Annotated in this window: 27 protein-coding genes and 1 other RNA gene; 22 read left to right on the top strand and 6 right to left on the bottom strand. The window is 69.0% G+C overall.

Going from position 1 to position 24,312, the window contains the following annotated elements; all coding sequences use genetic code 11:
- The first annotated feature begins 175 nt into the window (after positions 1-175).
- From DW296_RS10160 to DW296_RS10145, 4 genes are all read left to right on the top strand, one after another.
- On the top strand, positions 176-1,204 hold the full coding sequence (locus tag DW296_RS10160) for an aldo/keto reductase (protein ID WP_136052136.1): 1,029 nt from the start codon (positions 176-178) through the stop codon (positions 1,202-1,204).
- A 73-nt stretch (positions 1,205-1,277) separates the two neighbouring features.
- A complete protein-coding gene (locus DW296_RS10155) occupies positions 1,278-1,880 on the top strand; it encodes a histidine phosphatase family protein (RefSeq protein ID WP_025103212.1) in 603 nt (200 codons plus the stop codon).
- Positions 1,881-1,935: 55 nt separating this feature from the next.
- A complete protein-coding gene (dapB, locus tag DW296_RS10150) occupies positions 1,936-2,676 on the top strand; it encodes a 4-hydroxy-tetrahydrodipicolinate reductase (RefSeq protein WP_136052135.1) in 741 nt (246 codons plus the stop codon).
- Positions 2,676-3,110, top strand: a complete 435-nt coding sequence (locus DW296_RS10145) for a hypothetical protein (RefSeq protein ID WP_136052134.1) — start codon at positions 2,676-2,678, stop codon at positions 3,108-3,110. The genes dapB and DW296_RS10145 overlap by 1 nt, the downstream gene beginning before the upstream one ends.
- A 12-nt stretch (positions 3,111-3,122) precedes the next feature.
- Here DW296_RS10145 and DW296_RS10140 read toward each other — a convergent pair whose 3' ends face one another.
- The 3 genes from DW296_RS10140 to DW296_RS10130 all read right to left on the bottom strand — a co-directional run bounded on the left by DW296_RS10140 (position 3,123) and on the right by DW296_RS10130 (position 4,639).
- Complete coding sequence (locus DW296_RS10140) at positions 3,123-3,548, bottom strand: OsmC family peroxiredoxin (protein ID WP_136052133.1); 426 nt, start codon at positions 3,546-3,548, stop codon at positions 3,123-3,125.
- Positions 3,549-3,632: 84 nt separating this feature from the next.
- Positions 3,633-4,205, bottom strand: coding sequence for a DUF4395 domain-containing protein (locus DW296_RS10135; protein ID WP_136052132.1), 573 nt, complete (start codon positions 4,203-4,205; stop codon positions 3,633-3,635).
- 20 nt (positions 4,206-4,225) lie between these two features.
- Positions 4,226-4,639 (bottom strand): thioredoxin family protein, encoded by a 414-nt coding sequence (locus DW296_RS10130; protein ID WP_136052131.1) that lies wholly within the window; start codon positions 4,637-4,639, stop codon positions 4,226-4,228.
- Positions 4,640-4,752: 113 nt separating this feature from the next.
- Here DW296_RS10130 and DW296_RS10125 point away from each other — a divergent pair, with 113 nt between their 5' ends.
- Genes DW296_RS10125 through DW296_RS10115 form a run of 3 tightly spaced genes read left to right on the top strand, consistent with a single transcriptional unit; the run spans position 4,753 to position 6,796 of the window.
- Entirely contained in the window at positions 4,753-5,562 is an 810-nt protein-coding gene (locus DW296_RS10125; RefSeq protein ID WP_136052130.1) for a thymidylate synthase, read from the top strand.
- Entirely contained in the window at positions 5,559-6,035 is a 477-nt protein-coding gene (locus DW296_RS10120) for a dihydrofolate reductase (protein ID WP_136052129.1), read from the top strand. Before DW296_RS10125 ends, DW296_RS10120 begins: the two co-directional genes overlap by 4 nt.
- Positions 6,035-6,796 carry an SDR family NAD(P)-dependent oxidoreductase gene (locus DW296_RS10115; protein ID WP_136052128.1) on the top strand — a complete coding sequence of 254 codons (762 nt, stop codon included), beginning with the start codon at positions 6,035-6,037 and terminating at the stop codon, positions 6,794-6,796. The genes DW296_RS10120 and DW296_RS10115 overlap by 1 nt, the downstream gene beginning before the upstream one ends.
- 9 nt (positions 6,797-6,805) lie before the next feature.
- Here the strand turns inward: DW296_RS10115 and DW296_RS10110 are convergent, their stop codons facing one another.
- Positions 6,806-7,345 (bottom strand): NUDIX domain-containing protein, encoded by a 540-nt coding sequence (locus tag DW296_RS10110; RefSeq protein WP_136052127.1) that lies wholly within the window; start codon positions 7,343-7,345, stop codon positions 6,806-6,808.
- Between the two features lie 79 nt (positions 7,346-7,424).
- Here DW296_RS10110 and dapA point away from each other — a divergent pair, with 79 nt between their 5' ends.
- From dapA to dapF, 13 genes are all read left to right on the top strand, one after another.
- Positions 7,425-8,402 carry a 4-hydroxy-tetrahydrodipicolinate synthase gene (gene dapA / locus DW296_RS10105; protein ID WP_025103222.1) on the top strand — a complete coding sequence of 326 codons (978 nt, stop codon included), beginning with the start codon at positions 7,425-7,427 and terminating at the stop codon, positions 8,400-8,402.
- A gap of 53 nt (positions 8,403-8,455) precedes the next feature.
- Positions 8,456-10,132 carry a ribonuclease J gene (locus tag DW296_RS10100; protein ID WP_136052126.1) on the top strand — a complete coding sequence of 559 codons (1,677 nt, stop codon included), beginning with the start codon at positions 8,456-8,458 and terminating at the stop codon, positions 10,130-10,132.
- 91 nt (positions 10,133-10,223) lie between these two features.
- The gene (locus DW296_RS10095) at positions 10,224-12,917 is read left to right on the top strand and encodes an FtsK/SpoIIIE family DNA translocase (RefSeq protein WP_136052125.1); all 2,694 of its coding nucleotides are present in this window, start codon (positions 10,224-10,226) and stop codon (positions 12,915-12,917) included.
- A complete protein-coding gene (gene pgsA, locus DW296_RS10090) occupies positions 12,917-13,492 on the top strand; it encodes a CDP-diacylglycerol--glycerol-3-phosphate 3-phosphatidyltransferase (protein WP_136052124.1) in 576 nt (191 codons plus the stop codon). Before DW296_RS10095 ends, pgsA begins: the two co-directional genes overlap by 1 nt.
- Complete coding sequence (locus tag DW296_RS10085; protein WP_136052123.1) at positions 13,489-13,977, top strand: CinA family protein; 489 nt, start codon at positions 13,489-13,491, stop codon at positions 13,975-13,977. Before pgsA ends, DW296_RS10085 begins: the two co-directional genes overlap by 4 nt.
- Before the next feature lie 141 nt (positions 13,978-14,118).
- Positions 14,119-14,427, top strand: coding sequence for a helix-turn-helix domain-containing protein (locus DW296_RS10080; protein WP_025103227.1), 309 nt, complete (start codon positions 14,119-14,121; stop codon positions 14,425-14,427).
- 18 nt (positions 14,428-14,445) lie between these two features.
- The gene (locus DW296_RS10075; protein ID WP_136052122.1) at positions 14,446-14,670 is read left to right on the top strand and encodes a DUF3046 domain-containing protein; all 225 of its coding nucleotides are present in this window, start codon (positions 14,446-14,448) and stop codon (positions 14,668-14,670) included.
- A gap of 261 nt (positions 14,671-14,931) precedes the next feature.
- Complete coding sequence (recA, locus tag DW296_RS10070) at positions 14,932-15,978, top strand: recombinase RecA (protein ID WP_025103229.1); 1,047 nt, start codon at positions 14,932-14,934, stop codon at positions 15,976-15,978.
- 389 nt (positions 15,979-16,367) lie between these two features.
- Entirely contained in the window at positions 16,368-16,841 is a 474-nt protein-coding gene (locus DW296_RS16655) for a regulatory protein RecX (RefSeq protein ID WP_240743059.1), read from the top strand.
- 49 nt (positions 16,842-16,890) lie between these two features.
- Positions 16,891-18,435: a tRNA (N6-isopentenyl adenosine(37)-C2)-methylthiotransferase MiaB gene (gene miaB, locus DW296_RS10060; protein ID WP_136052120.1), complete on the top strand. Its 1,545-nt coding sequence runs from the start codon at positions 16,891-16,893 to the stop codon at positions 18,433-18,435.
- On the top strand, positions 18,432-19,343 hold the full coding sequence (miaA, locus tag DW296_RS10055) for a tRNA (adenosine(37)-N6)-dimethylallyltransferase MiaA (RefSeq protein ID WP_136052119.1): 912 nt from the start codon (positions 18,432-18,434) through the stop codon (positions 19,341-19,343). The genes miaB and miaA overlap by 4 nt, the downstream gene beginning before the upstream one ends.
- Positions 19,344-19,376: 33 nt before the next feature.
- Positions 19,377-19,925: a dihydrofolate reductase family protein gene (locus DW296_RS10050; protein WP_136052118.1), complete on the top strand. Its 549-nt coding sequence runs from the start codon at positions 19,377-19,379 to the stop codon at positions 19,923-19,925.
- Between the two features lie 9 nt (positions 19,926-19,934).
- Positions 19,935-20,807 (top strand): diaminopimelate epimerase, encoded by an 873-nt coding sequence (gene dapF / locus DW296_RS10045; RefSeq protein ID WP_136052117.1) that lies wholly within the window; start codon positions 19,935-19,937, stop codon positions 20,805-20,807.
- A 20-nt stretch (positions 20,808-20,827) separates the two neighbouring features.
- Here the strand turns inward: dapF and DW296_RS10040 are convergent, their stop codons facing one another.
- Entirely contained in the window at positions 20,828-21,469 is a 642-nt protein-coding gene (locus DW296_RS10040; RefSeq protein WP_136052116.1) for a class I SAM-dependent methyltransferase, read from the bottom strand.
- A 66-nt stretch (positions 21,470-21,535) separates the two neighbouring features.
- Here DW296_RS10040 and hflX point away from each other — a divergent pair, with 66 nt between their 5' ends.
- On the top strand, positions 21,536-23,047 hold the full coding sequence (gene hflX / locus DW296_RS10035) for a GTPase HflX (protein ID WP_136052115.1): 1,512 nt from the start codon (positions 21,536-21,538) through the stop codon (positions 23,045-23,047).
- Positions 23,048-23,057: 10 nt separating this feature from the next.
- Here hflX and DW296_RS10030 read toward each other — a convergent pair whose 3' ends face one another.
- The gene (locus tag DW296_RS10030; RefSeq protein WP_136052114.1) at positions 23,058-23,720 is read right to left on the bottom strand and encodes an SIMPL domain-containing protein; all 663 of its coding nucleotides are present in this window, start codon (positions 23,718-23,720) and stop codon (positions 23,058-23,060) included.
- A gap of 139 nt (positions 23,721-23,859) precedes the next feature.
- On the opposite strand from DW296_RS10030, the gene ssrA reads away from it, so the two are divergent.
- Positions 23,860-24,229, top strand: a transfer-messenger RNA (tmRNA) gene (ssrA, locus tag DW296_RS10025).
- Positions 24,230-24,312: the final 83 nt, after the last annotated feature.

Here is a 24,312-nt window from a genome sequence, read left to right as displayed (position 1 = left end):
GGGCCCGGGTTCCGTCGTCTGTGCCGTGATCGAAACGTTATGGGAAGTTTGCGCGCCGTTCCCCGGATTGGTCGGGACGTTCGCGCACGTCGCATACCCTCGAAGTACGCACCGGGGGGTGCCAGCGAAGCAGTGATGTCGATCGGCTCCGGCCGATCGCGGCGGGGGTGAGAGTATGCGGTTGTTCAGCGTAGGCGCAGGAACACCTGCTGAACGCGCCCCGCAGGAGCATGAGGACCATCCCTCCGCCCCCATCCCGATCGTCGGTCCCGGGGTCGGGGAGTCCATCCGCGCCGCCCTCGGCGAGACCGGATACGAGACGTTCCCGCTCATGCTCGGTGCGGCGGAGTTCGGGTGGAACGTCGATCTCGAGACCAGCCACGGCATCCTGGACCGCTACGTGGAGTTCGGCGGCAACGCCATCCACACCGCCGACGGATTCTCCGGCGGGCGCAGCGAGCACATCCTCGGACAGTGGCTGCGGTCTCGCGACCAGCGCGAGCGCGTCGTTCTGAGCGTGCGTATCGGAGCGCACGCCGACAACCCCGGTCTGGGATCGGTCAACCTCGTCCGCGCCGTCGAGGGGTCGCTCACGAGGCTCGGCGTCGATCGCATCGACGTGCTCTATCTGGACGCCACGCTCGATGCGACCACCAACCTGGAGGACACGCTGGCCACGGTCGAGTGGCTCGTCGAGGCGGGCAAGATCGGCGCGCTCGGCGCGTACGGCTTCACTCCGGAGAGGCTCGTCGAGGCGCGCATCCTCGCGTCGGCGGGATATCCGCGCATCACGGTGATCGACACGCCGTATAACCTCGTCCGTCGGCAGCCGTTCGAGGGCGACCTGCGGCTCGTCGCGGGCGCGCAGAACCTCGCCGTGACGCCGTCCCACGCTCTGGAGCACGGGTTCCTGTCCGGCCGTCACCGGACGAAGGCGGTCGCGTCGCGCGGCGTCCGCGGCGAGCAGCTGCGGGGTCACCTCAACCGCCGCGGGACCAAGGTGCTGCGTGCGCTGGATCAGGTGGCTGCCGAACTGGCCGTCCCCGTGGCGGCCGTGTCCATCGCCTGGTTGCTCGCGCAGCGCACGGTCGCCGCGCCGATCGTGAACACGTTCGCGACCGACCACGTCGACGAGCTCATGCAGGGCGCCGGTGTCACGCTGTCCCGGGTGCAGGTCGCCGACCTCACCCGCGCGGGCGCCTGAGCTCGCATCACCCGTGACATAGGGTGGAAGAGGAAGACCGGCGGATGCTGGCGACGAGGCGAGCGAGCGAGTTGTGACGCACTACATTTATCTGGTCAGACACGGTGAACATCAGGATGCCGAGCACGGCCTCGCCGACGGACCCCTGTCGCCGCGCGGCCAGCGGCAGGCGGAGCTCATCGCGGACCGCCTGTCCGGCCTCCCGCTCGACGCCGTGTGGCATTCGCCGCTTCTTCGCGCGGCGGAGACGGCGCGGGCCATCGCCGGCCGACTCCCGTCCGTGGATCCGGAGCCGTCCGCCCTGCTGTTCGACTGCGTGCCGACGGGGATGACGGAGGAGACGCCCGCGGTGTTCGAGCCCTTCTTCGGCTCCGTGACCGAGGCGGAGATCGAGGCGGGCCGCGCGCAGATGTCGGATGCCGTCAACGAGTTCCTCGTGCGGAAGACCGGCGACGTGCACGAGGTGCTCATCACCCACAACTTCGTGATCTCGTGGTTCGTGCGCGAGGTCCTCGCCGCACCGGACTGGCGCTGGATGACCCTGAACCAGTCGCACTGCGGGTTGACGGTGATCGCGCAGAAGCAGGGACGGCCCTGGACCCTGCTCACCCACAACGACACCGGCCATCTTCCGATGGAGCTGCGGACGGGCATCCCGGACGCGCTGCTGGTCTGATCGACGCCTCCGCGCGCCGCGACCGCCGGCCGACGCCCGGAAATAGACTGGACGCATGACCACGAAGGTAGCCCTCGTCGGAGGGACCGGAAAGCTCGGGACGATCATCGCTGCGGTGATCGAGGAGCTCGAGGGTTACGAGGTGAGCCGGGTGCTGACGTCGGCGAGCGACCTGTCGGAGCTCGCGGGGGCCGACCTCGTGATCGACGCCTCCACGCCGCAGGTCAGCATCGACGTGGTACGCACGGCCGTGGAACACGGGCTCAACATCCTCGTCGCCACCTCCGGCTGGTCGGCGGAGCGGATCGCTCTCGTCCGGCCGCTCGTCGAATCTGCCGACACCGGTGCGGTGTTCATCCCGAACTTCTCCCTCGGCTCCGTTCTCGGCTCGGCACTCGCGGCGGCCGCCGCGCCCTACTTCGGTTCGGCGGAGATCGTCGAGGCACACCGGGAGACGAAGGTCGACTCGCCCAGCGGGACAGCCGTCCGCACGGCGGAGCTCATCGCCGCCGCGCGTGCGACCCAGGGCCCGGTGAGTGCGCCGCATGCGGATCAGCGCGCCCGAGGGCAGCAGGTCGGCAGCGTGCCCATCCACTCGCTCCGCCGCCCCGGGGTGATCGCCAAGCAGGAGGTCATCCTGTCCGGTCCGGGGGAGTCGCTGACCTTCACGCATGACACCACCGACCCGGCCCTGGCGTACGCGCCGGGGATCCGTCTTGCCGTGCCCTATGCGGCCACCGCCACCGGCGTCGTGGTCGGCCTGGAGAACATGCTCGACATCGGCATCCGCTCGTGATGTCGCGGATCGGGGTCGGGCTGATGGCCGCGGCCCTCCTCCTCTACCTCGTCGTGGCGGGCTGGCTGGCCGTCATGTTCCTGGCCGTGGGGACGCCCGTCTCCATCGGGATGGGCATCACGCTCCTCGTGCTCGCACCCGTGGGCGGGTGGGCGCTGGTTCGCGAGATGCTCTTCGGGTTCGGCGCCGACCGCCTGGGCCGGCTGCTCGACGCCGAGGGTGGCATGCCGCCGGTCGAGACCGAGCTGACGCCCAGCGGGCGCCTCGCCCGCAAGGATGCGGACGCGCTCGTCGCGCGGTACACGGCGGAGGCGGAGGCGGCACCCACCGACTGGAGGGCGCGCTATCGCCTCGGCGTCGTGCAGGACGCGGCCGGACGCCGCAAGGACGCCAGGGCGAGCATCAGACAGGCGATCAGCCTCTCCCGCGCCTGACGTCCACGCGGCTCAAGCGAGCGTCGCCTCGAGCGTGATCTCGATGCCCGCGAGCGCCTGGGACACCGGGCATCCGGTCTTCGCCCCCTCGGCGATCTCCTGGAACTTCTCGGCGGTCAGACCCGGCACCGAGGCGTTGACGTTGAGGTGGCTGCCGGTGATGCCGACCCCCGGCTTGAAGGTGACCGAGGCGCTGGTGTCGACGCGCTCCGGGGGCGTGCCGTTCTCTGCGAGTGCGTGCGAGAGCGCCATGCTGAAGCAGGAGGCATGGGCCGCGGCGATGAGCTCCTCCGGCGTCGTGGTCGTCTCGCTGCCCTCGCTGCGGGACTTCCAGTCGATCGGGAACGTCCCCAGATGCGAGGAGGAGAAGGCGACCGTGCCGGAACCCTCCGTGAGCGATCCGGTCCAGGTGGCGGCGGCTTCACTGGTGACGGGCATGGTTCCTCCGGTTCTGACGCCGCCGGGGGAGCGGCGTCGCTTGCTCGTCAGCCTACCGAGCGAGCGGGTCTTCGGGAACCGGCGTCAGGCGGCGCGGCGCGGTCGGCCGGTGAGCCCGACGCGCTGCAGCAGGAGGTAGAGCTGGCACCCGAGGCACAGTCCGAACACGGCGTTGAGGAAGGCGGCGAGGAACGCGGCGGCGGTGGCGATCGGAAGGGCCCACGGCACCCCGGCGAGGTGGAGCAGGAGGCCGAATTCCACGACGACGAGACCCACGCCCTGGGCGAACCGCGGGGGGCGCGAATCCTCCAGCTCGGCGGGCGGCGCGAGGCGCGGACGGACGAGGCGGCGGTAGAGGACGCCCCACGGCGCGGTGGCCGGGGAGACCACACCCCAGAGGAACAGGAGCGCGATCAGCGTGGCGAGGAGGAAGCCCGGGTCGAGCACGCGCGCGACGGGCCCTGCGGAGGAGACCGCCCAGCCGCCTCCTCCGACGAACGCGAACTCCGACGACGCCGTGAGCGCGAACCAGCGATCGGTGGTCCGCGCGGTGGAGATCCCGATGAGGGCCAGGAACGTCGCGACGGCGAGCAGGAGTGCGGTGATCCCGGCGGCGAAGCGGGGCCCGCGTGGATCGATTCCGGGGGGAGGGGTCATCATCTGCTCCAGACGGGGTCTCAGACGGCGGCGAGGGCGAGGGTCAGGCTCTCGCGAGCGGGTATGCCCGCGAAGCGGACCTTGACGCGCCCGGTGGCATCGAGCACGAAGGTGGTGGGCGTCTGCAGCACACGGTAGCGCGCCGACAGATCCGGGCGATGGGTGAGATCGATCTCGATGTGGGCGAGGCCGCCGTCCCCGGACGCATAGGAGCCCAGAAGACGACGCACCTGGGGGCAGCGGGCGCAGGTCTCCGTGCTGAACTGCACGAGCGTCGCGGTGGCACCCAGTGCCGCGCCCTCCGCGTCGGCCGGATCGAACCGCAGGTCGCCGCCGTCGCGGCGGCGGCCCTCTCTCCCGCGGAGCACGAGACCGACCACGGTGGCGAGCACCAGAAGCGCTGCCAGGGCGGCGAAAGCGAGCGCGGGGGACATCCCTCGAGGCTAGAGCCGCGGCTGTGGAAGCGTCGCGATGTTTCAGTACGTGACGCGCGGATCGCGTCACGGTCACCGCCTCCGACGGGAGCGGGGCGGGTATCCTGACAACCATGAGCGCCGCTGTCCCGACTCCGTACGAAGACCTGCTCCGCGATGTGCTCGAGACGGGCACGCACAAGAGCGATCGCACCGGGACGGGGACCACCAGCGTGTTCGGGCGCCAGATCCGCTTCGACCTCGCGCAGGGGTTCCCCCTCATCACCACGAAGCGCGTCCATTTCAAGTCCATCGCGTACGAGCTGCTGTGGTTCCTGCGGGGCGACTCCAATGTCCGCTGGCTGCAGGAGAACGGCGTCTCGATCTGGGACGAGTGGGCGGACGAGGACGGCGACCTCGGCCCGGTGTACGGCGTCCAGTGGCGCTCCTGGCCGACACCCGACGGCGGCAGCATCGATCAGCTGACCGAGGTCATCGAGCAGATCCGGCGCTCACCCGACTCGCGGCGCCTGCTCGTCTCCGCCTGGAACCCCGCAGACATCCCCGATATGGCCCTCGCGCCGTGTCACGCGCTCTTCCAGTTCTATGTCGCTGACGGAAAGCTCTCCTGCCAGCTCTACCAGCGCAGCGCGGACATGTTCCTCGGCGTCCCCTTCAATATCGCCTCCTACGCGCTGCTGACGATGATGATCGCGCAGCAGGTGGGGCTGGAGCCCGGCGACTTCGTCTGGACCGGCGGGGACTGCCACGTCTACGACAACCACGTCGAGCAGGTGCGTGAGCAGCTGACGCGAGATGCTTATCCGTACCCGACGCTGCGGTTCGCACGGAAGCCGGAATCGATCTTCGACTACCGGTTCGAGGACTTCGTCGTCGAGGACTACCAGCACCACGCACCGATCAGGGCGGCGGTGGCGGTATGACCTGGGTCGGGCTCATCTGGGCCGAGGCCGCTGGCGGCGTGATCGGCGCCGAGGGCGGCATGCCCTGGTACGTGCCGGAGGATCTGGCGCACTTCAAGGAGACCACGCAGGGTGCTCCGGTCGTCATGGGGCGCAAGACCTGGGACTCGCTGCCGGAGCGGTTCCGCCCCCTGCCCGGTCGCGACAACATCGTCGTGACCCGCCAGCAGGACTGGACGGCGGAGGGCGCCCGCCGTGCGGCCACGGTGTCCGAGGCCGTCCGCGGTCGTGAGAAGGTGTGGATCATCGGCGGCGCGGAGATCTTCCGCCAGGTGATCGCCGATGCCGACCGCCTCGAGGTCACCGAGCTCGACCTCGAGGTCGACGGCGACACCTTCGCTCCGCCGAAGACCGGATGGCGCGTGGTGGATGAGGGGGAGTGGCAGACCTCCCGCACCGGTATCCGGTATCGCTTCCTGAGGTACGAGCGCTGATGCCCACCGCACTGATCACCGGAGCCAGCGCCGGGCTGGGCGCCGAGTTCGCCCGTCAGCTGGCTCGTCGGCGCGCCGATCTCGTTCTCGTTGCCCGCTCGGAGGAATCGCTGTCGGCTCTCGCGATGGAGCTGCGCGGCGAGTGGGGAGTGGCTGTCGAGGTTCTCCCGGCCGATCTGTCCGAGGAGGCCGGCGTCGAGCGCGTCGCGGCTCGGCTCCGCGATCGGGACGACCCGATCGACCTGCTCGTGAACAACGCCGGGTTCGGGTTGCCGTTGCAGTTCGCCGACAACGACATCGAAGACGAGGTGCGGCACCTGCGCGTGCACGTCGAGGCCTCCATGCGCCTGATGCACGCAGCCCTGCAGACCATGCGGGGGCGGGGAGGCAGGATCATCAACGTCGCGTCGGTGGCCGGGTTCATCTCGCGGTCGACGTACTCGGCGTGCAAGGCCTGGCTCATCGATTTCAGTCGATGGGCGAACACGGCCTACGGTCCGGACGGCGTGAGCGTCACGGCGCTCTGCCCCGGTTTCACACACACCTCCTTCCACGAGCGGATGGGTCTCGCAGTCGGCGAGGAGGGCGTGCCGCCGGTCCTGTGGCTCGATGCCCGCGACGTCGTGCGCGAAGGGCTCCGCGACGCCGCGGGCGGGAAGTCCGTGTCCATCCCCTCGCTGCGTTACAAGGCCGTCGTCGCCGTGACGAAGGTGCTGCCCCGATCCTTCACTGCGGCTATAGCCCGTCGCGGCCGGGTCTGACGCTTCCGGTCAGCGGAATCGCCCGAGACGGATCCCGGCGAGAGCGATCGCGGCGATCGTCTCCCCGTCGGTGATCCGACCGTCGGCGATCATCCGGAGGACCTCCCCGAACGCGACCCACTCGACGGTGTCGATGCCCTCCTCCGCGCGGCTGTCGACCGCGTCGTCGATGCGCTCGATCTCCCGTGCCAGGAAGACGTGCTCCGTGGCCTCCGCGATGCCGTCGAGTGCGTGCGTGCTGCCGAGGTGCTCCCACCGGTGCGCACGGTACCCGGACTCCTCCCGGAGCTCCCGTTCCGCGGCGGCACGCGGGTCCTCGCCGTCGGTACCGCCGGCGGGGACCTCGACGGACGGTCCCACCGTGTAGCGGTCGACGGTCACCAGGCAGACCCGGTCGTCGGCGTCCATCGCGACGACGAAGACCGCGGGGTTCTTGACCGTCATCACGCCGTAGACGCCCGGGCCGCCCGGCCCGGTGACGTCGTCCTCACGGACGCGGATCCAGGCGTTCTCGTAGGTCGTGCGTGAGGCGTGCGTGATCCAACCCATGGTGTGAGCCTATGGCCGACGGGAGAGGAGGACGCGGACGCGTCCGCGGCAGCGGCATCCGACCCGATACGCTGGACGCATGACGCACTCGGGCAACCCCTTCGGACAGGTTCTCGTCGCGCTCGTCACTCCGATGACGGCCGACGGCGAAGTCGACTGGCCCGCCGTCGAGAAGCACATCGATGACGTGATCACCGCAGGCGCGGACGGCATCGTCGTGACGGGAACGACCGGCGAGACCTCGACCCTGACGGACCCGGAGAAGCTCAAGCTCGTCGAGGTCGGCAAGTCCGTCTCCGCAGGCCGCGCGAAGATCATCACCGGCGGCGGTTCGAACGAGACCGCGCACGCCATCGAGCTGTACAAGGCCAGCGAGAAGGCCGGCGCCGACGGCATCATGATCGTCACGCCGTACTACAACAAGCCGACGCAGGCGGGCATCCTCACGCACTTCCGGCTCGTCGCCGACGCCACCGACCTGCCGGTCATCCTGTACGACATCCCCGGGCGGACCGGGGTCCCGATCAAGTACGAGACGATCCTCCGGCTCGCGAAGCACCCGAACATCCTCGCGGTGAAGGATGCCAAGGGCGACTTCTCCGAGGTAAGCCGTGTGCTCAACCAGACCGATCTCATGTACTTCTCCGGTGACGACGCGAACGTGCTGCCGCACCTGTCGATCGGGGCGACCGGCCTCATCGGCGTGACGGCGAACGTCGCCGCTGCTCCGTACCGGACCATCATCGATGCGGTGAACCGGGGCGACCTCGCCACCGCGACGGCCGAGCACAAGCGACTGGAGCCGCTGGTCCGGGCCGTCATGACGCACGTCCCCGGAACGGTCGCCGCGAAGTACATCCTGCACGGGCTGGGCCGTATCTCCAGTCCGCGTGTCCGCCTTCCCCTTGTCGGCCCGGAGGAGTGGGAGGCCGCCCTCATCGAGGACGAGCTCGATCTCGTCAGCGGCGTGCCGGGGGCGGACTTCTCGAACTTCCGGCCCGACCGCAACGCGGCCGCGGGCGGCGCCCTGCCGAAGGTGCACGGCACGACGCGCTGAGCCGCGTCACCATGAACGAACGGACGCGTGGAGTGTCCGACTGAGGAGACAGCATGTCCATTCCCCTGGCCGAACCGTCCGCTCTCGACGAAGGGACGCTCCGGGTCATCCCGATCGGCGGCCTGGGGGAAATCGGTCGCAACATGACCGTGTTCGAGTACGCGGGCAAGATCCTGATCGTGGACTGCGGGGTGCTCTTCCCGGAGGAGCACCAGCCGGGCGTCGACCTGATCCTCCCCGACTTCGAGCCGATCCGTGATCGTCTCGACGACATCGTGGGCGTGGTGCTGACGCACGGGCACGAAGACCACATCGGGGCCGTTCCGTACCTGCTGCGGCTGAAGAGCGACATCCCGCTGATCGGCTCCGGACTCACGCTCGCCCTCGTCGAGGCGAAGCTGAAGGAGCACCGCATCAAGGCCTTCACCCTGACGGTGAAGGAAGGGCAGCAGGAGAAGGTCGGACCGTTCGACCTCGAGTTCGTCGCGGTGAACCACTCCATCCCCGACGCGCTGGCCGTCGCGATCCGCACCCCCGCGGGCATGGCCCTCGCCACCGGCGACTTCAAGATGGACCAGCTGCCCCTGGACGGCCGCATCACCGATCTGCGCGCCTTCTCGCGCCTGGGGGAGGAGGGGGTCGACCTCTTCCTCGTCGACTCCACCAACGCCGACGTCCCCGGCTTCACGCCCACGGAGCGCTCCATCGGCCCTGTCCTCGACCAGGTCATCGGCAAGGCTCCGCGCCGGGTGATCGTCGCGAGCTTCTCCAGCCACGTGCACCGCGTGCAGCAGGTGATCGACGCCGCGCACGCGCACGGACGTCGGGTCGCGTTCCTCGGCCGCAGCATGGTCCGCAACATGACGATCGCGGAGCAGCTCGGCTACCTCAAGGTGCCGGCGGGTGTGCTGATCGACTTCAAGAAGGCGCGCGACCTCCCGGACGAGCAGATCGTCTACATGTCGACCGGCTCGCAGGGGGAGCCGATGGCCGTGCTGAGCCGCATGGCCAACATGGACCACGCCATCGAGGTGAGCGAGGGCGACACCGTCATCCTGGCGTCGAGCCTCATCCCGGGCAACGAGAACGCCGTCTACCGCGTCATCGACGGACTCACCAAGCTGGGCGCGAACGTCGTGCACAAGGCCAACGCACGCGTGCACGTGTCCGGGCACGCCGCGGCCGGCGAGCTGCTCTACTGCTACAACATCCTCAAGCCGAAGAACGTCCTCCCTGTCCACGGGGAGTACCGGCACCTGATCGCCAACGCCAAGCTCGCCCAGGACACCGGGATCCCCGAGCAGAACACGATCATCGCCTCCAACGGCACTGTGATCGACCTGAAGGACGGAGTCGCGCGGGTGGCCGGGCAGCTCGACCTCGGGTTCGTCTACGTCGACGGCTCGACCGTCGGCGAGATCACCGACGCCGACCTCAAGGACCGCCGCATCCTGGGCGAGGAGGGGTTCATCTCGGTCATTGTCGTGGTGGACGCCGCCACCGGGCGCATCATCTCCGGTCCGGAGATCCATGCGCGCGGTGTCGCCGAGGACGACGCGGTCTTCGACGACGTCGCCCCGAAGATCGTCGCCGCCCTGAAGGAGGCGTCCGGCACCGGCGTGCGCGACACGCACGCGCTGTCGCAGGTGGTGCGTCGCACGATCGGCCGCTGGGTGAACCAGAAGCTGCGCCGTCGTCCGATGATCGTCCCTCTCGTCATCGAGGCCTGACCGTCGGATCACGGCGTGCCCGCGCGCGCCGTGATCGTCGAGTTCCGCGTGGTGACGCGGAGATGTCGGTCTCGGGTCGTACCGTGGAGGCATGGCCAGGAGCAGCACCAAGACCGAGCGCGCCTCGACGAGCGCCCCGTCGCGCCCCAAGCGGCAGGCGGCTCCGAAGGCGCAGCCCGCTCCGAAGAAGTACATCGACGAGGCGGACAAGCCGCCCGTCGCCGCGCGCGCCTGGAACGGGCTCGCGCACGGCGTCGGCGGACTCTTCCGGGCCTTCGGGCCCGAGACGCTGCAGAAGGACGACCGCAGGGACGGCTTCCCGTTCCTGCTGGTGATCCTGGCGGCGCTCGGTGCCGTCAACGAGTGGTTCTTCATCGGCAACGAGGTCGCGGCGAACATCAGCGCCTACTCGGTGGGGCTCTTCGTCGGTCGGGTGGCCTTCATCATGCCGGTGCTGCTGCTCTTCCTGGCGGGATGGCTGTTCCGGCACCCGTCGTCCGTGCACGACAACGGGCGCATCGGGATCGGCTTCGGGATGTTCGTGCTCGCTCTGGCGGGCATCTTCCACGTCGCCGGCCCTCGTCCCCACCCGAACCAGGGCATGCCCGCGCTGAGCGAGTCGGGTGGTCTGCTCGGATGGCTCGTGGGGCAGCCCCTGACGTACCTGACCGACATCCCGGCCTACATCATCCTCGGGCTGCTCGCCGCCCTCAGCATCCTCATCCTCACGAAGACCCCGCCGAACCGCATCGGTGCGCGCCTGGGAGACCTCTACGCGTGGATGTTCGACGCCGAGCGCCCGGAGAAGCCGGCGAAGGACTCCTCGGCCGCGGTCGACGAGGCCGACAAGGTCGACGACCCGGACGTGCTGCCCTGGTGGCGGCGCAACAAGACCGGCCGCGAGGAAGACCCCGACGAGGGGACCCTCGCCTCGGACGACATCACCGCGCTGCTGTCCACGACCGAGGCCACCCCCGCGTACGACCAGGCCGTCACGGTGGCGAACCCCTATGACGCGGCGACCGAGGTGCTCAGCGACGTCCGCTCCGTGACGGACACGCTCGCGGAGCAGCAGACGACCGCGCTTCTGGACGACGAGTCCGACACCGGCGAGATGCCGGAGCTCCCCGGACTGGACGGCTTCGGCACGGAGGGGCCCGGCGACCGCGGCCCGCAGGCGCCGGTGGCCCCGTACATCCTTCCGTCGCCCGGTGTGCTGTCCGAGGGTCCGCCCTCGGTCGCGCGGTCCGAGGCGAACGACCGCATCGTCGAGCAGATCACGAGCGTCCTCGACCAGTTCAAGGTCGACGCCAAGGTCACCGGTTTCTCCCGCGGCCCGACGGTCACGCAGTACGAGGTCGAGGTCGGCCACGGCGTCAAGGTCGAGAAGATCCTCCAGCTCAGCAACAACTTCGCGTACGCGGTCGCCTCCAACGACGTGCGCATCCTCTCGCCGATCCCCGGCAAGAGCGCGATCGGCATCGAGATCCCGAACACCGACCGCGAGACGGTCGCCCTGGGTGACGTGCTGCGGTCGGGAGCCGCGCAGAAGAGCACGCACCCGCTCACGATCGGCGTCGGCAAGGACGTCGGCGGCAACTTCGTCGTCGCCAACCTTGCGAAGATGCCGCACCTCCTGGTCGCCGGTTCCACCGGCTCCGGTAAGTCCAGCTTCGTGAACTCGATGATCACGAGCCTCCTCATGCGGGCGCGCCCGTCCGACGTGCGCATGGTCCTCATCGACCCGAAGCGCGTCGAGCTGACCAGCTACGCGGGTGTTCCGCATCTGATCACCCCCATCATCACGAACCCGAAGAAGGCGGCCGAGGCGCTGCAGTGGGTCGTGAAGGAGATGGACATGCGGTACGACGACCTCGCGTCGTTCGGCTTCCGCCACATCGACGACTTCAACCGGGCCGTGCGTGCGGGCGAGGTGGAGGTGCCCCCGGGCAGCGAACGGGTGCTCAAGCCGTACCCGTACCTCCTCGTCGTGGTCGACGAGCTCGCCGACCTGATGATGGTCGCCCCGCGCGACGTCGAGGACTCGATCGTCCGCATCACGCAGCTCGCTCGCGCCTCCGGCATCCACCTGGTGCTCGCCACGCAGCGCCCGAGCGTCGACGTCGTCACCGGCCTCATCAAGGCGAACGTGCCGTCCCGCCTCGCCTTCGCCGTCACGAGCGTCACCGACAGCCGCGTGATCCTCGACAGCCCCGGCGCCGACAAGCTCATCGGTCAGGGCGACGCGCTCTTCTCGCCCATGGGCTCGTCGAAGCCGTTCCGTCTGCAGGGCGCATGGGTCGACGAGAAGGAGATCGACGCGGTCGTCAAGCACGTCACGCGTCAGGCACGCCCCGAGTACCGTGCCGACGTCCAGGAGGCGATGGAGCCGGCGAAGAAGAAGGAGGTCGACGAGGACATCGGCGACGACCTCGAGCTCCTGCTCGCGGCGGCCGAGCTCATCGTCTCGTCGCAGTTCGGATCGACGTCGATGCTGCAGCGCAAGCTGCGGGTCGGCTTCGCCAAAGCCGGACGCCTGATGGATCTCCTCGAGTCGCGCGAGGTCGTCGGCCCCTCGGAGGGCTCGAAGGCGCGCGATGTGCTCGCGACCCCGGAGCAGTTGCCGCAGGTCATGGCGAAGCTCCGCGGCGAAGACGTTCCGTCGGCTCCTGCGGCCGCGGCGGCGCCTGCCGAACGTGATCCGTTGGAGGCGCAGTACGACGGCCTGCCAGTCGTCGAAGCGGAGGGCGACGAAGACGCCTGGGGCCTGACGGGACGCGACTGATGGCGATCCCTCGGCAGCTCCCCAACGCCATCACGGTGGCGCGCATCCCGCTCGCCGTGGTGTTCTTCGTCCTCCTGCTCGTCGGGGGGACGTACGGCCTCGCCGATCTCACGGTGCGCTGGATCGCCGCCGTCCTCTTCATCGTCGCCATCTCGACCGACTGGGTCGACGGCTATCTCGCACGTCGCTACGACATCGTCAGCGACTTCGGCAAGCTCTGGGACCCGATCGCGGACAAGCTCCTCACCGGTGCGGGATTCGTGGGGCTCGCGATCCTGGGCGAGGTCTCGTGGTGGATCGTCGTGATCATCCTCGTCCGCGAGTGGGGGATCACCATCCATCGGCTGGTCGTCGCCAGCGAGCATGTGGTCGCGGCCGCCTGGATGGGCAAGATCAAGACGGCGTTCCAGGGCGTCGCCCTCGGGTGGGCGCTCCTGCCGTTGCACGTGTTCATCGGGCTCGGCCCGTGGACCGTCGTGACGACCGTCCTCATGGTCATCGTGCTCGTGCTCACTGTCGTCAGCGGGATCGACTACATCGTCGCGCAGGTGCGCGGCACCCGTCAGAGCCGATGATCGGCACGACGCCGGCCGAGGCTCTGGACGCTCTGCGTGAGCGAGGTTGGACCCTCGGTGTCGCGGAGTCGCTCACTGGCGGTGCGGTGTGCGCGGCGCTCGTCGCGGTGCCCGGCGCCTCCGCGGTGCTCCTCGGCGGCGTCGTCGCCTACGCCACCCCCGTCAAGCACACGCTGCTGGGCGTCGACACCGACCTGCTGGAGCGATACGGGCCAGTGCACCCGGAGGTCGCGCGGCAGATGGCAGCCGGAGTGCGCGAGGCCGTCGCGGTGGATGGTCTCCCCGCCGATGTCGGAGTGTCCACCACGGGGATCGCGGGCCCGGAGTCTCCGGATGGGCAACCCGTGGGCACCGTCCACATCGGCGTGGTCACCCCGACGGCGAGTCGGACCCGACCGTTCCACTTCGAGGGGGACCGCGACGCGGTGCGAGCACAGACGGTCGGGGCGGTCCTCGATGTGCTGGCCGCTGCGCTGCGGGAATAGCGACCCCTCGCGTCATGTTGATACGGATGTGCTCACATTTAAACCACAGAGTGCAAGGGTAGATTCTGTGCAAGCCAGGAGGACTAGACTGGCCGTCTCTTCGAGGGAGACCTCGATTCATGAACTGCGGAGGAGGTTCCGATGATTCTTGTACGACAGGAGATCGGCGACGTGCTGAGGGACTTCCGTCTGCAGAAGGGGCGGACGCTCCGCCAAGTCGCGAGCAAGGCGTCCGTCGCTCTCGGTTACCTCAGTGAGGTCGAGCGCGGACAGAAGGAGGCCTCGAGCGAGATCCTCGCCTCGGTGGCGGAAGCTCTCGACGTCCCCATCTCCACCATCATGCGTGAGGTCGGTGACCGCATCTCGGTCCTCGAAGGCATCCAGGTCTTCCCCGACGTGGTCCCGGACGACCTGGTCGCTTCCGTGGAACCCGAGCTCTCGCTCCGCTGATTCCCGGAGAACTTCTTCATGCGACGCAGTGAGTTCCTGCGCGCCGTGGACGCCGAATTCAAAGCCCGGGCGTCCTCTCTGCTGAACGACCTCGTGCTCTCCGGGATGGGTGGGCGCACCGCGCTCGAAGCTCTCGACGCCGGGGTGCCCCCGCGGGACATCTGGCTCGCGCTGTGCGCCGACATGGATGTGCCCGATTCCCGGCGCCACGGGGTGGGGCGTCTGGAGCCGCGCGGGCGGTGACGGGCGTGTCCCGGTGTGCGGATGTTCGACACGCCTACTCCGGCGTGTTGTCGAAAATCTGTTCGAACCGGGCGTAGTCTTCTGCACAAGTGGTCAGAAGGCTCTGATCCTCACGATCCGTGGCTCCTCGATGCAATGTCGGAGGCCCGCCGTACCGTGAGGGCCAAGCTGAAAAGCCATACGCCTTGTCGGAGAGTTCCTTCCAGCCGGAAGAGCCGCGACAGCCTACAGGCGGCAGCACACGCGCAGAAGGAGCACACCATGCCATCACCCGCCGACCGCGAGAAGTCCCTCGAGACGGCTCTCGCTCAGATCGACCGCCAGTTCGGAAAGGGCTCGGTCATGCGGCTGGGCAGCGATGAGCGGGCGCCTGTGGCCGTCATCCCCACCGGCTCCATCGCCCTCGACGTCGCCCTCGGCGTGGGAGGTCTGCCGCGTGGCCGCATCGTCGAGATCTACGGCCCGGAGTCCTCCGGTAAGACGACGCTGACGCTGCATGCCATCGCCAACGCCCAGCGAGCCGGCGGTATCGCGGCGTTCATCGATGCCGAGCACGCGCTCGACCCCGACTACGCCGCGAAGCTCGGCGTCGACATCGACGCCCTTCTCGTCTCGCAGCCCGACACGGGTGAGCAGGCTCTCGAGATCGCCGACATGCTCGTGCGCTCCGGTGCCATCGACCTCATCGTCGTCGACTCGGTGGCGGCCCTGGTGCCGCGTGCGGAGATCGAGGGCGAGATGGGAGACTCCCACGTTGGTCTCCAGGCCCGCCTCATGTCGCAGGCGCTGCGGAAGCTCACCGGTGGTCTGAACCAGACGAACACGACGATGATCTTCATCAACCAGCTGCGCGAGAAGATCGGCGTGTTCTTCGGCTCCCCGGAGACCACTGCCGGTGGTAAGGCGCTGAAGTTCTACGCCTCCGTGCGTATGGACATCCGCCGCATCGAGACGCTCAAGGATGGCACGGACGCCGTGGGTAACCGCACCCGCGTCAAGATCGTCAAGAACAAGATGGCCCCGCCGTTCAAGCAGGCGGAGTTCGACATCCTCTACGGCGTCGGCATCTCCCGCGAGGGCAGCCTGATCGACTTTGGCGTCGAGCACGGCATCGTCAAGAAGTCGGGATCGTGGTACACCTACGACGGCGATCAGCTGGGTCAGGGCAAGGAGAACGCGCGGACGTTCCTGCTCAACAACGCGGACATCGCGCTGGCGATCGAGAGCCAGATCAAGCAGAAGCTCGGCATCGGCGGCCCGGCCGCGGCTCCGGGTGCTGATGAGCTGGCCGAGCGTCGCCCGGCCTGATGAGTGATCAGCGTGGGGGCGATTCCGAGCGGATCGCCCCCATCATCCCTCTCTTCGGCGGAGCTGCGCGCACCGAGCGTCCGGCTGATAGCGGGGCAGGCGACTCGTCGTCCGCTCGACCCGTGCGGTCCGGGTCGCCGGCGGACGCTGCGGGACTCTGGCGCTCGACGTGGCACGAGCCCGCGCCCACAGGGACACCGTCGGCTGACGACGGTTCCCCCAGCGCCCGGCATCCCGCTCGTGGTGCCTCGGCGCGAGCCGCTTCCCGGGGCGGGAAGACCACCACGTTGCGCGCCGTCGGCGGCGTGTCCCGCTCGACGGAAGAGGGGGCGGACACAGAGAGCGGCGCGTCGGCGGAGGAGATCCGAACGACGGCGGAGGAGTCGTTGGTGCGGAAGCTGCGAACGCGGTCGCTGTCGGTCTCCGAGGCCCGGCTGGTGTTGAAGGGACACGGACTCGCCACGGACGCCATCGACGACGTGATCGATGACTTCGTACGCCGTGGTTACCTCGATGACGCCGTGCTCGCGGAGCTCCTCGTCACGTCCGGTGTCGAACGCAAGGGTCAGGGCCGGGTCGCCCTCTCACGAGCGCTGTCGCAGCGGGGCATTCCCCGTGAGGTCATCGACGCCGCTCTCGATGAGCTCCCCGATGACGACGCCGAACGCGCGCTGGAGTTCGCCCGGACCAAGGCCCGCTCCATGGGACGTCTCGATCCGGACGCGGCGCTTCGCCGATTGGTCGGACAGCTGTCTCGCCGCGGGTACGGGGGATCGGTCGCCATGAACGCGGCGAAGACGGCGCTGCGGGAAGCTTCGTTCGGCGGGGGCGTCTCCGGCGTCCGGTTCGTGGATTCCGACTGACGGTCCGCTCGCGGTCGGCTCTCGGCGACGCTCGTACAATGGGAGGATCATGACTATCCCCCGCAGCGTACCGACGATCATCAGCGCGTCGTCAGCGGCCGTCGACGACGACGGGCGCCGGCGATCCTACGAAGTGCGCACCTTCGGTTGCCAGATGAACGTCCACGACTCCGAGCGTCTGTCCGGGTCCCTGGAGAGCGCCGGCTACATCCGCGCCGAGGCCGGAGCCGAGGCGGACGTGGTGATCATCAACACCTGCGCCGTCCGGGACAACGCCGCCGGGAAGCTCTACGGGACGCTCGGGCACCTGGCCGCCGTCAAGCGCCGCAAGGCCGGGATGCAGATCGCCGTCGGCGGCTGCCTGGCACAGATGGACAAGCAGGCCGTGCTCGACAAGGCCCCCTGGGTCGACGTGGTCTTCGGCACGCACAACATGGGGTCCTTGCCCGGTCTCCTGGAGCGCGCGCGCCACAACGGCGATGCCGAGCTCGAGATCCTCGAGTCCCTCGAGGTCTTCCCGTCGACGCTTCCCACCAAGCGCGACTCCGCGCACAGCGGCTGGGTGTCGATCTCCGTCGGCTGCAACAACACCTGCACCTTCTGCATCGTCCCGAGCCTCCGGGGCAAGGAGAAGGACCGTCGCCCGGGCGACATCCTTAACGAGATCCGTCTGCTGGTGGAGGACGGCGCCATCGAGGTGACGCTCCTCGGGCAGAACGTGAACTCGTACGGGGTGGAGTTCGGGGATCGTCAGGCGTTCGGAAAGCTCCTCCGCGCCGCCGGCGAGATCGAGGGGCTCGAGCGCATCCGCTTCACGAGCCCGCATCCCGCCGCCTTCACGGACGACGTGATCGACGCGATGGCGGAGACCCCCGCCGTCATGCCGCAGCTCCACATGCCGCTGCAGTCGGGGAGCGACCGGATCCTCAAGGCGATGCGTCGCTCCTACCGCAGCGAGCGCTTCCTGGGCATCCTGGACCGCGTCCGTGAGCGCATCCCGCACGCGGCCATCACGACCGACATCATCGTCGGCTTCCCCGGCGAGACCGAGGAGGACTTCGAGGAGACGATGCGCGTCGTCGAGCAGTCGCGCTTCTCCGGAGCCTTCACCTTCCAGTACTCGATCCGCGAAGGCACCCCTGCGGCCACGATGCCGGACCAGGTGCCCAAGGACGTCGTCCAGGCTCGCTACGACCGGCTGATCGCGCTCCAGGAGCGCATCTCGCTCGAGGAGAACCAGAAGCAGGTCGGCCGGGAGGTCGAGGTTCTCGTGTCCACGGGCGAAGGCAAGAAGGACACGGAGACGCGTCGCCTGACCGGGCGGGCGCAGGACAACCGCCTCGTGCACTTCGAGGTCACTCCCGGGTCCGAGCTGCCGCGCCCGGGCGATGTCGTCACGGTGACGGTGACGCACGCCGCGCCGTTCCACCTCCTCGCCGACGACCCGACGGGTGCCCCGCTCCGCATCCGCCGCACGCGTGGTGGCGACGCCTGGGATCGGGGACAGGCCGAGTCGTGCGCCGTGCCGGCACCGAGCGACGGCGCTCCGCGCGCCGTCTCCCTCGGCCTTCCGACTCTCCGCGTCGGGGTGTGACCGCACCTCGGCTCTGGGTCGTCGTCGGCGCGACCGGCACGGGAAAGAGCGACCTGGCACTCGATCTCGCGGAGGAGCTCCGGCGCCGCGGCAACCCGGCGGAGATCGTCAATGCCGATGCCATGCAGCTCTACCGCGGCATGGACATCGGCACGGCCAAGCTGCCGGTCGCCGAACGTCGCGGCATTCCGCACCACCTCTTCGACGCGCGAGAGGTGACGCAGGACGCCGCCGTGGCCTGGTATCAGCCTCTTGCACGAGAGGCTGTGCAGCGAATCCACGCGGCAGGCGGCGACGCGATCCTCGTCGGCGGATCCGGACTCTACGTCTCGAGCGTCGTCTACGATTTTCACTTTCCGCCTCGGGACCCCGCCATCCGCGAGCGTCTGGAGCAGGAACTGGATCGAGATGGTGTCGAGTCATTGCTCCAGCGGCTGCGTGTGCGCGATCCGGAGGCCGCGGCGCGCGTGGACCCACGCAACGGTCGACGCGTGGTCCGCGCCCTCGAAGTCGTCGAGCAGGGGAGTGCGACGCACGGAGCGGCACTGCCGGAGACACCCACGCTCTGGTACCCGCACACGCGGCTGATCGGCCTGCACGTGGATCGCGCCGAGCTCGTCGCCCGCCTCGATGCCCGCGTGCGTCGGATGTGGGAGCACGGCCTGGTAGCCGAGGTCGCCGGGCTGCGGGAACACGGTCTGGAGCGGGGGACGACAGCCCCGCGGGCGATCGGATACGCACAGGCGCTCGCACAGCTGGACGGCCGCTTCACTGCCGAAGAGGCGATCGCCGAGACGCAGGCTCTCACGCGACGCTATGCACGTCGACAGGTGTCGTGGTTCAAGCGGTACCCGGAGCTGGAGTGGCTGACGCCGCCGGTCGCGATCGCCGACCTGCTGGACGTCTGATCCGATGTCGGCGGCCTGTGCGACGATGCGCGCATGGCCACTCACTACTTCACCGCGTCCAGTCTCGACGGATACATCGCCACGACCGAGCATTCGCTGGACTGGCTGCTGAGCCAGGACATCGACATGGAAGGTCCGATGGCGTATCCGGCCTTTGAGAAGAACATCGGCGCGCTCGTGATGGGAGCGTCGACCTTCGAGTGGGTTATGCGCCATGAGGAAGGCCGTTGGACCTACTCGCAGCCCACGTGGGTGCTTTCGCATCGTGATCTCGCGGTGCCGGCGGCAGCCGCGATCCGGGTGACGAGCGCCGACATCCGCGACGTGCACGCGGCGATGCTCGACGCGGCCGGCGGCAAAGACCTCTGGGTGGTCGGCGGGGGAGACGTGGCGGGCCAGTTCGCGGACGCCGGGCTTCTGGATGAGGTGTGGGTGCAGTACGCACCGGTCACTCTTGGTGCAGGGGCTCCGCTGCTTCCCCGGCGCCTCGACCTCGAGCTGATCGAGGTGGCGCGCAACCGCAGCTTCCTCTGCGGGCGCTATCGCGTCGCACGGCCGGATGCGGGGCCTTCGGCTCCGTAGGATGGTCGTATGGTCGCATTCACCAAGGGGCACGGTACGGGCAACGATTTCATCATCATCGCCGACCCCGACGGCCAGCTGGAGTTGACGGCCGAGCAGGTGGCTGTGCTCTGCGATCGGCATTTCGGGATCGGCGCTGACGGCGTGCTGCGCGTCGTGCGATCGTCCGCGATCACGGAGGGCGTTGCGGCCCTGGCCGAGGAGCCGGATGCCGAGTGGTTCATGGACTACCGGAACGCGGACGGCTCCGTCGCGGAGATGTGCGGCAACGGGATCCGCGTCTTCGCCCACTACCTCGTCCGCTCCGGTCTCGCGGCGATCGAGCCGGGCAGCACGCTTCCGATCGGCACCAGAGCGGGCGTCCGTGACGTCACACGCAGCGTGAGCGGCTATCAGGTCGACCTCGGCGTGTGGAAGCTGTCGGGAGACGACCCGCTGGTGCGCGCGGACGGGCTGACCGTCACCCGTCCGGGACTGGGCATCGATGTCGGGAACCCGCACGTCGTGGTGGCGCTGGCCTCGGACGCGGAGCTCGGACTGCTGGAACTCACCCGCACGCCCGAGCTGGAGCCGGCTCCGCCCGCGGGAGCCAACGTCGAGTTCGTGGTGCCCGGTGAGCCCCTCGTGCGCGACGGTATCGGGCACGTGCGGATGCGTGTGTTCGAGCGCGGAGTCGGAGAGACGCTGAGCTGCGGAACGGGCGTCGCCGCCACGGCTCTCGCTGTGCGCTACTGGGCCGGAGCCCAGGCCCCCGACAACTGGCAGGTCGAGGTTCCCGGCGGCACACTGGGCGTCCGCATGTTCCCCGCCGAAGACGGGGAGCATGTCGCGCTGTCCGGACCGGCGCAGCTCGTCTATCAGGGCGAAGTCGATCTCGCCTGAGGCGCCGACGGGCGGGCCGCTCAGATGACGTCGATCGGCTCCGTCGGGGGCGTTCCGTGCTTTCGCACCTTGAGGATGCGGTAGCCCTTGCCGGTCGCCGTCCGGAAGACGCTGTAGCCCGGCTGGAAGGTCGCCGCGATCCAGCGCTGCAGGGAGTCGGCGCCGAGGTTCCGCTGGACGACGAGCCAGGCATCGCTGCGCTCGTCGAGTCTCGGGATCCACTTCTCGAGCAGACCGTGCAGCTCGTTCTTCCCGACCCGGATCGGAGGGTTGGACCGGATCGTGCGAAAGGTCACGTCGGCGGGAACATCTCCGGGCAGTGCGGCGTTGACATTGGTGAGTCCGAGGGCTGCGGCGTTGCGTCGCACGAGGTCCAGAGCCCGTTCGTTCACGTCGACCGCCCAGATGGTCGCGTGGGGCGAGGCCAGCGCCATCGACAGGGAGATGGGACCCCACCCGCTGCCGAGGTCGAGAAGATGACCTCCGGGTGGGACGGGAGGCATGTTGGCGAGAAGCACTGCGGTGCCGGCGTCGAGTCGATCAGGGCTGAAGACACCACCCGCGGTGGTCACTTCGAGCTCACGTCCTGCCAGGGATACGCGGATCTTGCGCAGGTTCTCGGGGCTAGCCGGGGCCGCAGTGAAGTAGTGGTCGGACCCCATACGGTGAGCGTACCGGACGGCGCGGGCTAAGGTTAAGGCTCGCGAGGAAACCAGAGACAGGAACGGATGACGGAGACGAAGACACCCTCCACCGACGACCAGACGGTCGACCGCGTGCTGGCGAACGCAGAGAAGCGCTCGGAGGTGCGGACGTTCGGCGCAGCGCAGGCGCTCCAGGACGAAGCCACGGCCGCGCACTCGACGGCGGACGGCGATCAGTGGGACCTCGAGGATCGGCACGCGCTGCGGCGCGTGGGCGGTCTGTCGACAGAGCTCGAAGACGTCACCGAGGTCGAGTACCGGCAGCTGCGACTCGAGAACGTGGTGCTGGTCGGCGTGTACCCGCAGGGTGCCCAGGAGGACGCGGAGAACTCCTTGCGCGAGCTCGCCGCACTTGCGGAGACGGCAGGCGCCGTCGTGCTCGACGGCGTCCTGCAGCGCCGTCCGCACCCGGACGCCGCGACCTATCTCGGTCGCGGCAAAGCGCAGGAGCTGAAGGACATCGTCGCGGCCGTGGGGGCTGACACCGTCATCGCCGACACGGAGCTGGCCCCAAGCCAGCGACGCGCGCTCGAAGACGTCGTGAAAGTCAAGGTCATCGACCGGACCACCGTGATCCTCGACATCTTCAGTCAGCACGCGAAGAGTCGAGAGGGCAAGGCTCAGGTCGAGCTCGCGCAGCTCGAGTACCTGCTGCCGCGCCTGCGCGGTTGGGGTGAGTCGATGAGCCGACAGGCCGGTGGACAGGTCGGCGCCGGTGGCGCGGGCATGGGTTCGCGCGGTCCCGGTGAGACCAAGATCGAGCTCGACCGCCGACGCATCCGGACGAAGATGGCGCTCCTGCGCAGGCAGATCCGCGACTTCGCGCCCGCACGCGAGGCGAAGCGGGCCGAACGCAAGCGGAACACCATCCCCTCCGTCGCGATCGCCGGGTATACCAACGCCGGCAAGTCCAGTCTGCTCAACGCTCTGACGAGCGCGGGCGTGCTCGTGGAGAATGCGCTGTTCGCGACCCTCGATGCGACCGTCCGTCGGTCGGAGACCGAAGACGGCCGTGTGTACACGCTGACCGACACGGTCGGATTCGTGCGCAACCTGCCTCATCAGCTCGTCGAAGCCTTCCGCTCCACGCTGGAGGAGGTCGGCGACGCCGACGTCGTGCTGCACGTGGTCGACGGCTCGCACCCCGATCCGGCGGGCCAGCTGCAGACGGTGCGTGACGTGATGGGCGATGTCGGCGTACGCGACATGCCTGAGATCGTCGTCTTCAACAAGGCCGACCTCATCCCGGAGGACGAGCGGCTGGTGCTGCGCGGCCTGGAGCCCCGGGCCCACTTCGTGTCGTCGCGTTCCGGAGAAGGCATCGTCGAGCTCCGCGCGGCGATCGAGGAGGCACTGCCGAAGCCGGCCGTGGAACTCCACGCCGTGATCCCGTATGATCGCGGCGACCTCGTCGCGGCGATCCACGAGACCGGGATGCTGTTGTCGGTCGAGCATCGGGAGGCGGGTACCGCCGTCCACGCGCACGTGTCCGAGCGGCTCGCCGCCGACCTCGCGGACTTCGTCGTCAGCGCCTGACGACCAAGGCTCAGCGAGCCAGGAAGCGTGCCTCGACGGTCGCCGTGAGGACGATGTCCTGCGGCTCGTACTCCATGGCGGGAGCGGCGTCGGCCGCGAAGGCGACGGCCCCGCGTGCTTTCCCCAGCGGAGCGCCGGACGCCGGCGCCGAGGACAGCAGGCCGGTGTCGGCGATCTCCAGGGGCGTCACCTCGGCGAGGCCGAGCGCGGTGGCGTACGCCTCTGCTCGCGTCACCGCGACTCCGACTGCCTGCGCGGCGACCTCGCGCTCCACGCGGACGCGGGTCTCGGGAGTGAGGTGCCAGTCGACCCCGCCGATCTCGAGACCGTCCCAGGCGGATACGTCGGAGATCCAGAGCGAGAGCTCCGAGGCCTCCGCGAACGTCGCGGTCAGGTCGATGCTCGCGTAGTACACCGGGGCGAGCCGCTTGCCATCGGCGTTCCAGGGGCGCTCGGCGCGCACGGAGAGCCGCGTGCTACTCCAGTCGAGGGCGGAGCCGGCGTCCACGCGTCCCACGATGCTGCTGCGGACCGGCTCAGCCAGGCGCATGACGTGGTCGACGACGGTCGCCCGCTCCGGACCCTCGGCGCGCACCGAGACGCGGATGGTCGCCCGTTCCGGCGCCAGGCGGGCTTCGTGTTCGCCGCGGACGGTGACTGTCACATCGCTCATGGGGCGACTCTACGCGACGGGCACGGCGGCGGGAATGGCGGCGGCGGCGCAGACGTTGTAGTCTGTGATGCTCGGGCGCTCGTCGTCCGAGGCTGACAATTCCACAGCGTGACAGCGGCTCCTTCGAGAGAAGGACCACGGGGCTGATCGGTTTCGACAGCGCCTGTGAATCCACGAGAAGCGGGCCGAGGATGCAGAGTTATCTCGTAAACGCTCTCTGCAAAACAATAGTTGCCGAAACCAAGCGCAACGACTTCGCCCTCGCTGCCTAAGCGAGCCCGATAGTCCGTCAGACCGTATGTGATTCCGATACGGATCCTGGCGTCATCTAGGAATCTTGCTGCGTGACGGCGTCTGGACGTCACGTGGGACTCTTCCCAGGCTGGGCTCGTCGACTTAGGTGTCTGTGACAAAGGTCGGAGCCGAGCAGAACGCTTCCACAGACTGCGCCCGGAGAAGGCGTGGAGACTCAGCGTTGGACGGGGGTTCGATTCCCCCCAGCTCCACCAGGTCGCTGTCACACAGAACGAGGCCCGCGCGTACTACGCCGACCTCGAGGCCACCGGTCAGGCTCCCGTCCTGGAGAAGGTGC

The organism is Microbacterium sp. K36, from assembly GCF_004794355.1.
GTDB classification, from domain to species: Bacteria; Actinomycetota; Actinomycetes; order Actinomycetales; family Microbacteriaceae; genus Microbacterium; species Microbacterium paraoxydans_D.
Note: the sequence above shows the minus strand (reverse complement) of the source record. Positions and strands in the feature narration are given on the sequence as shown.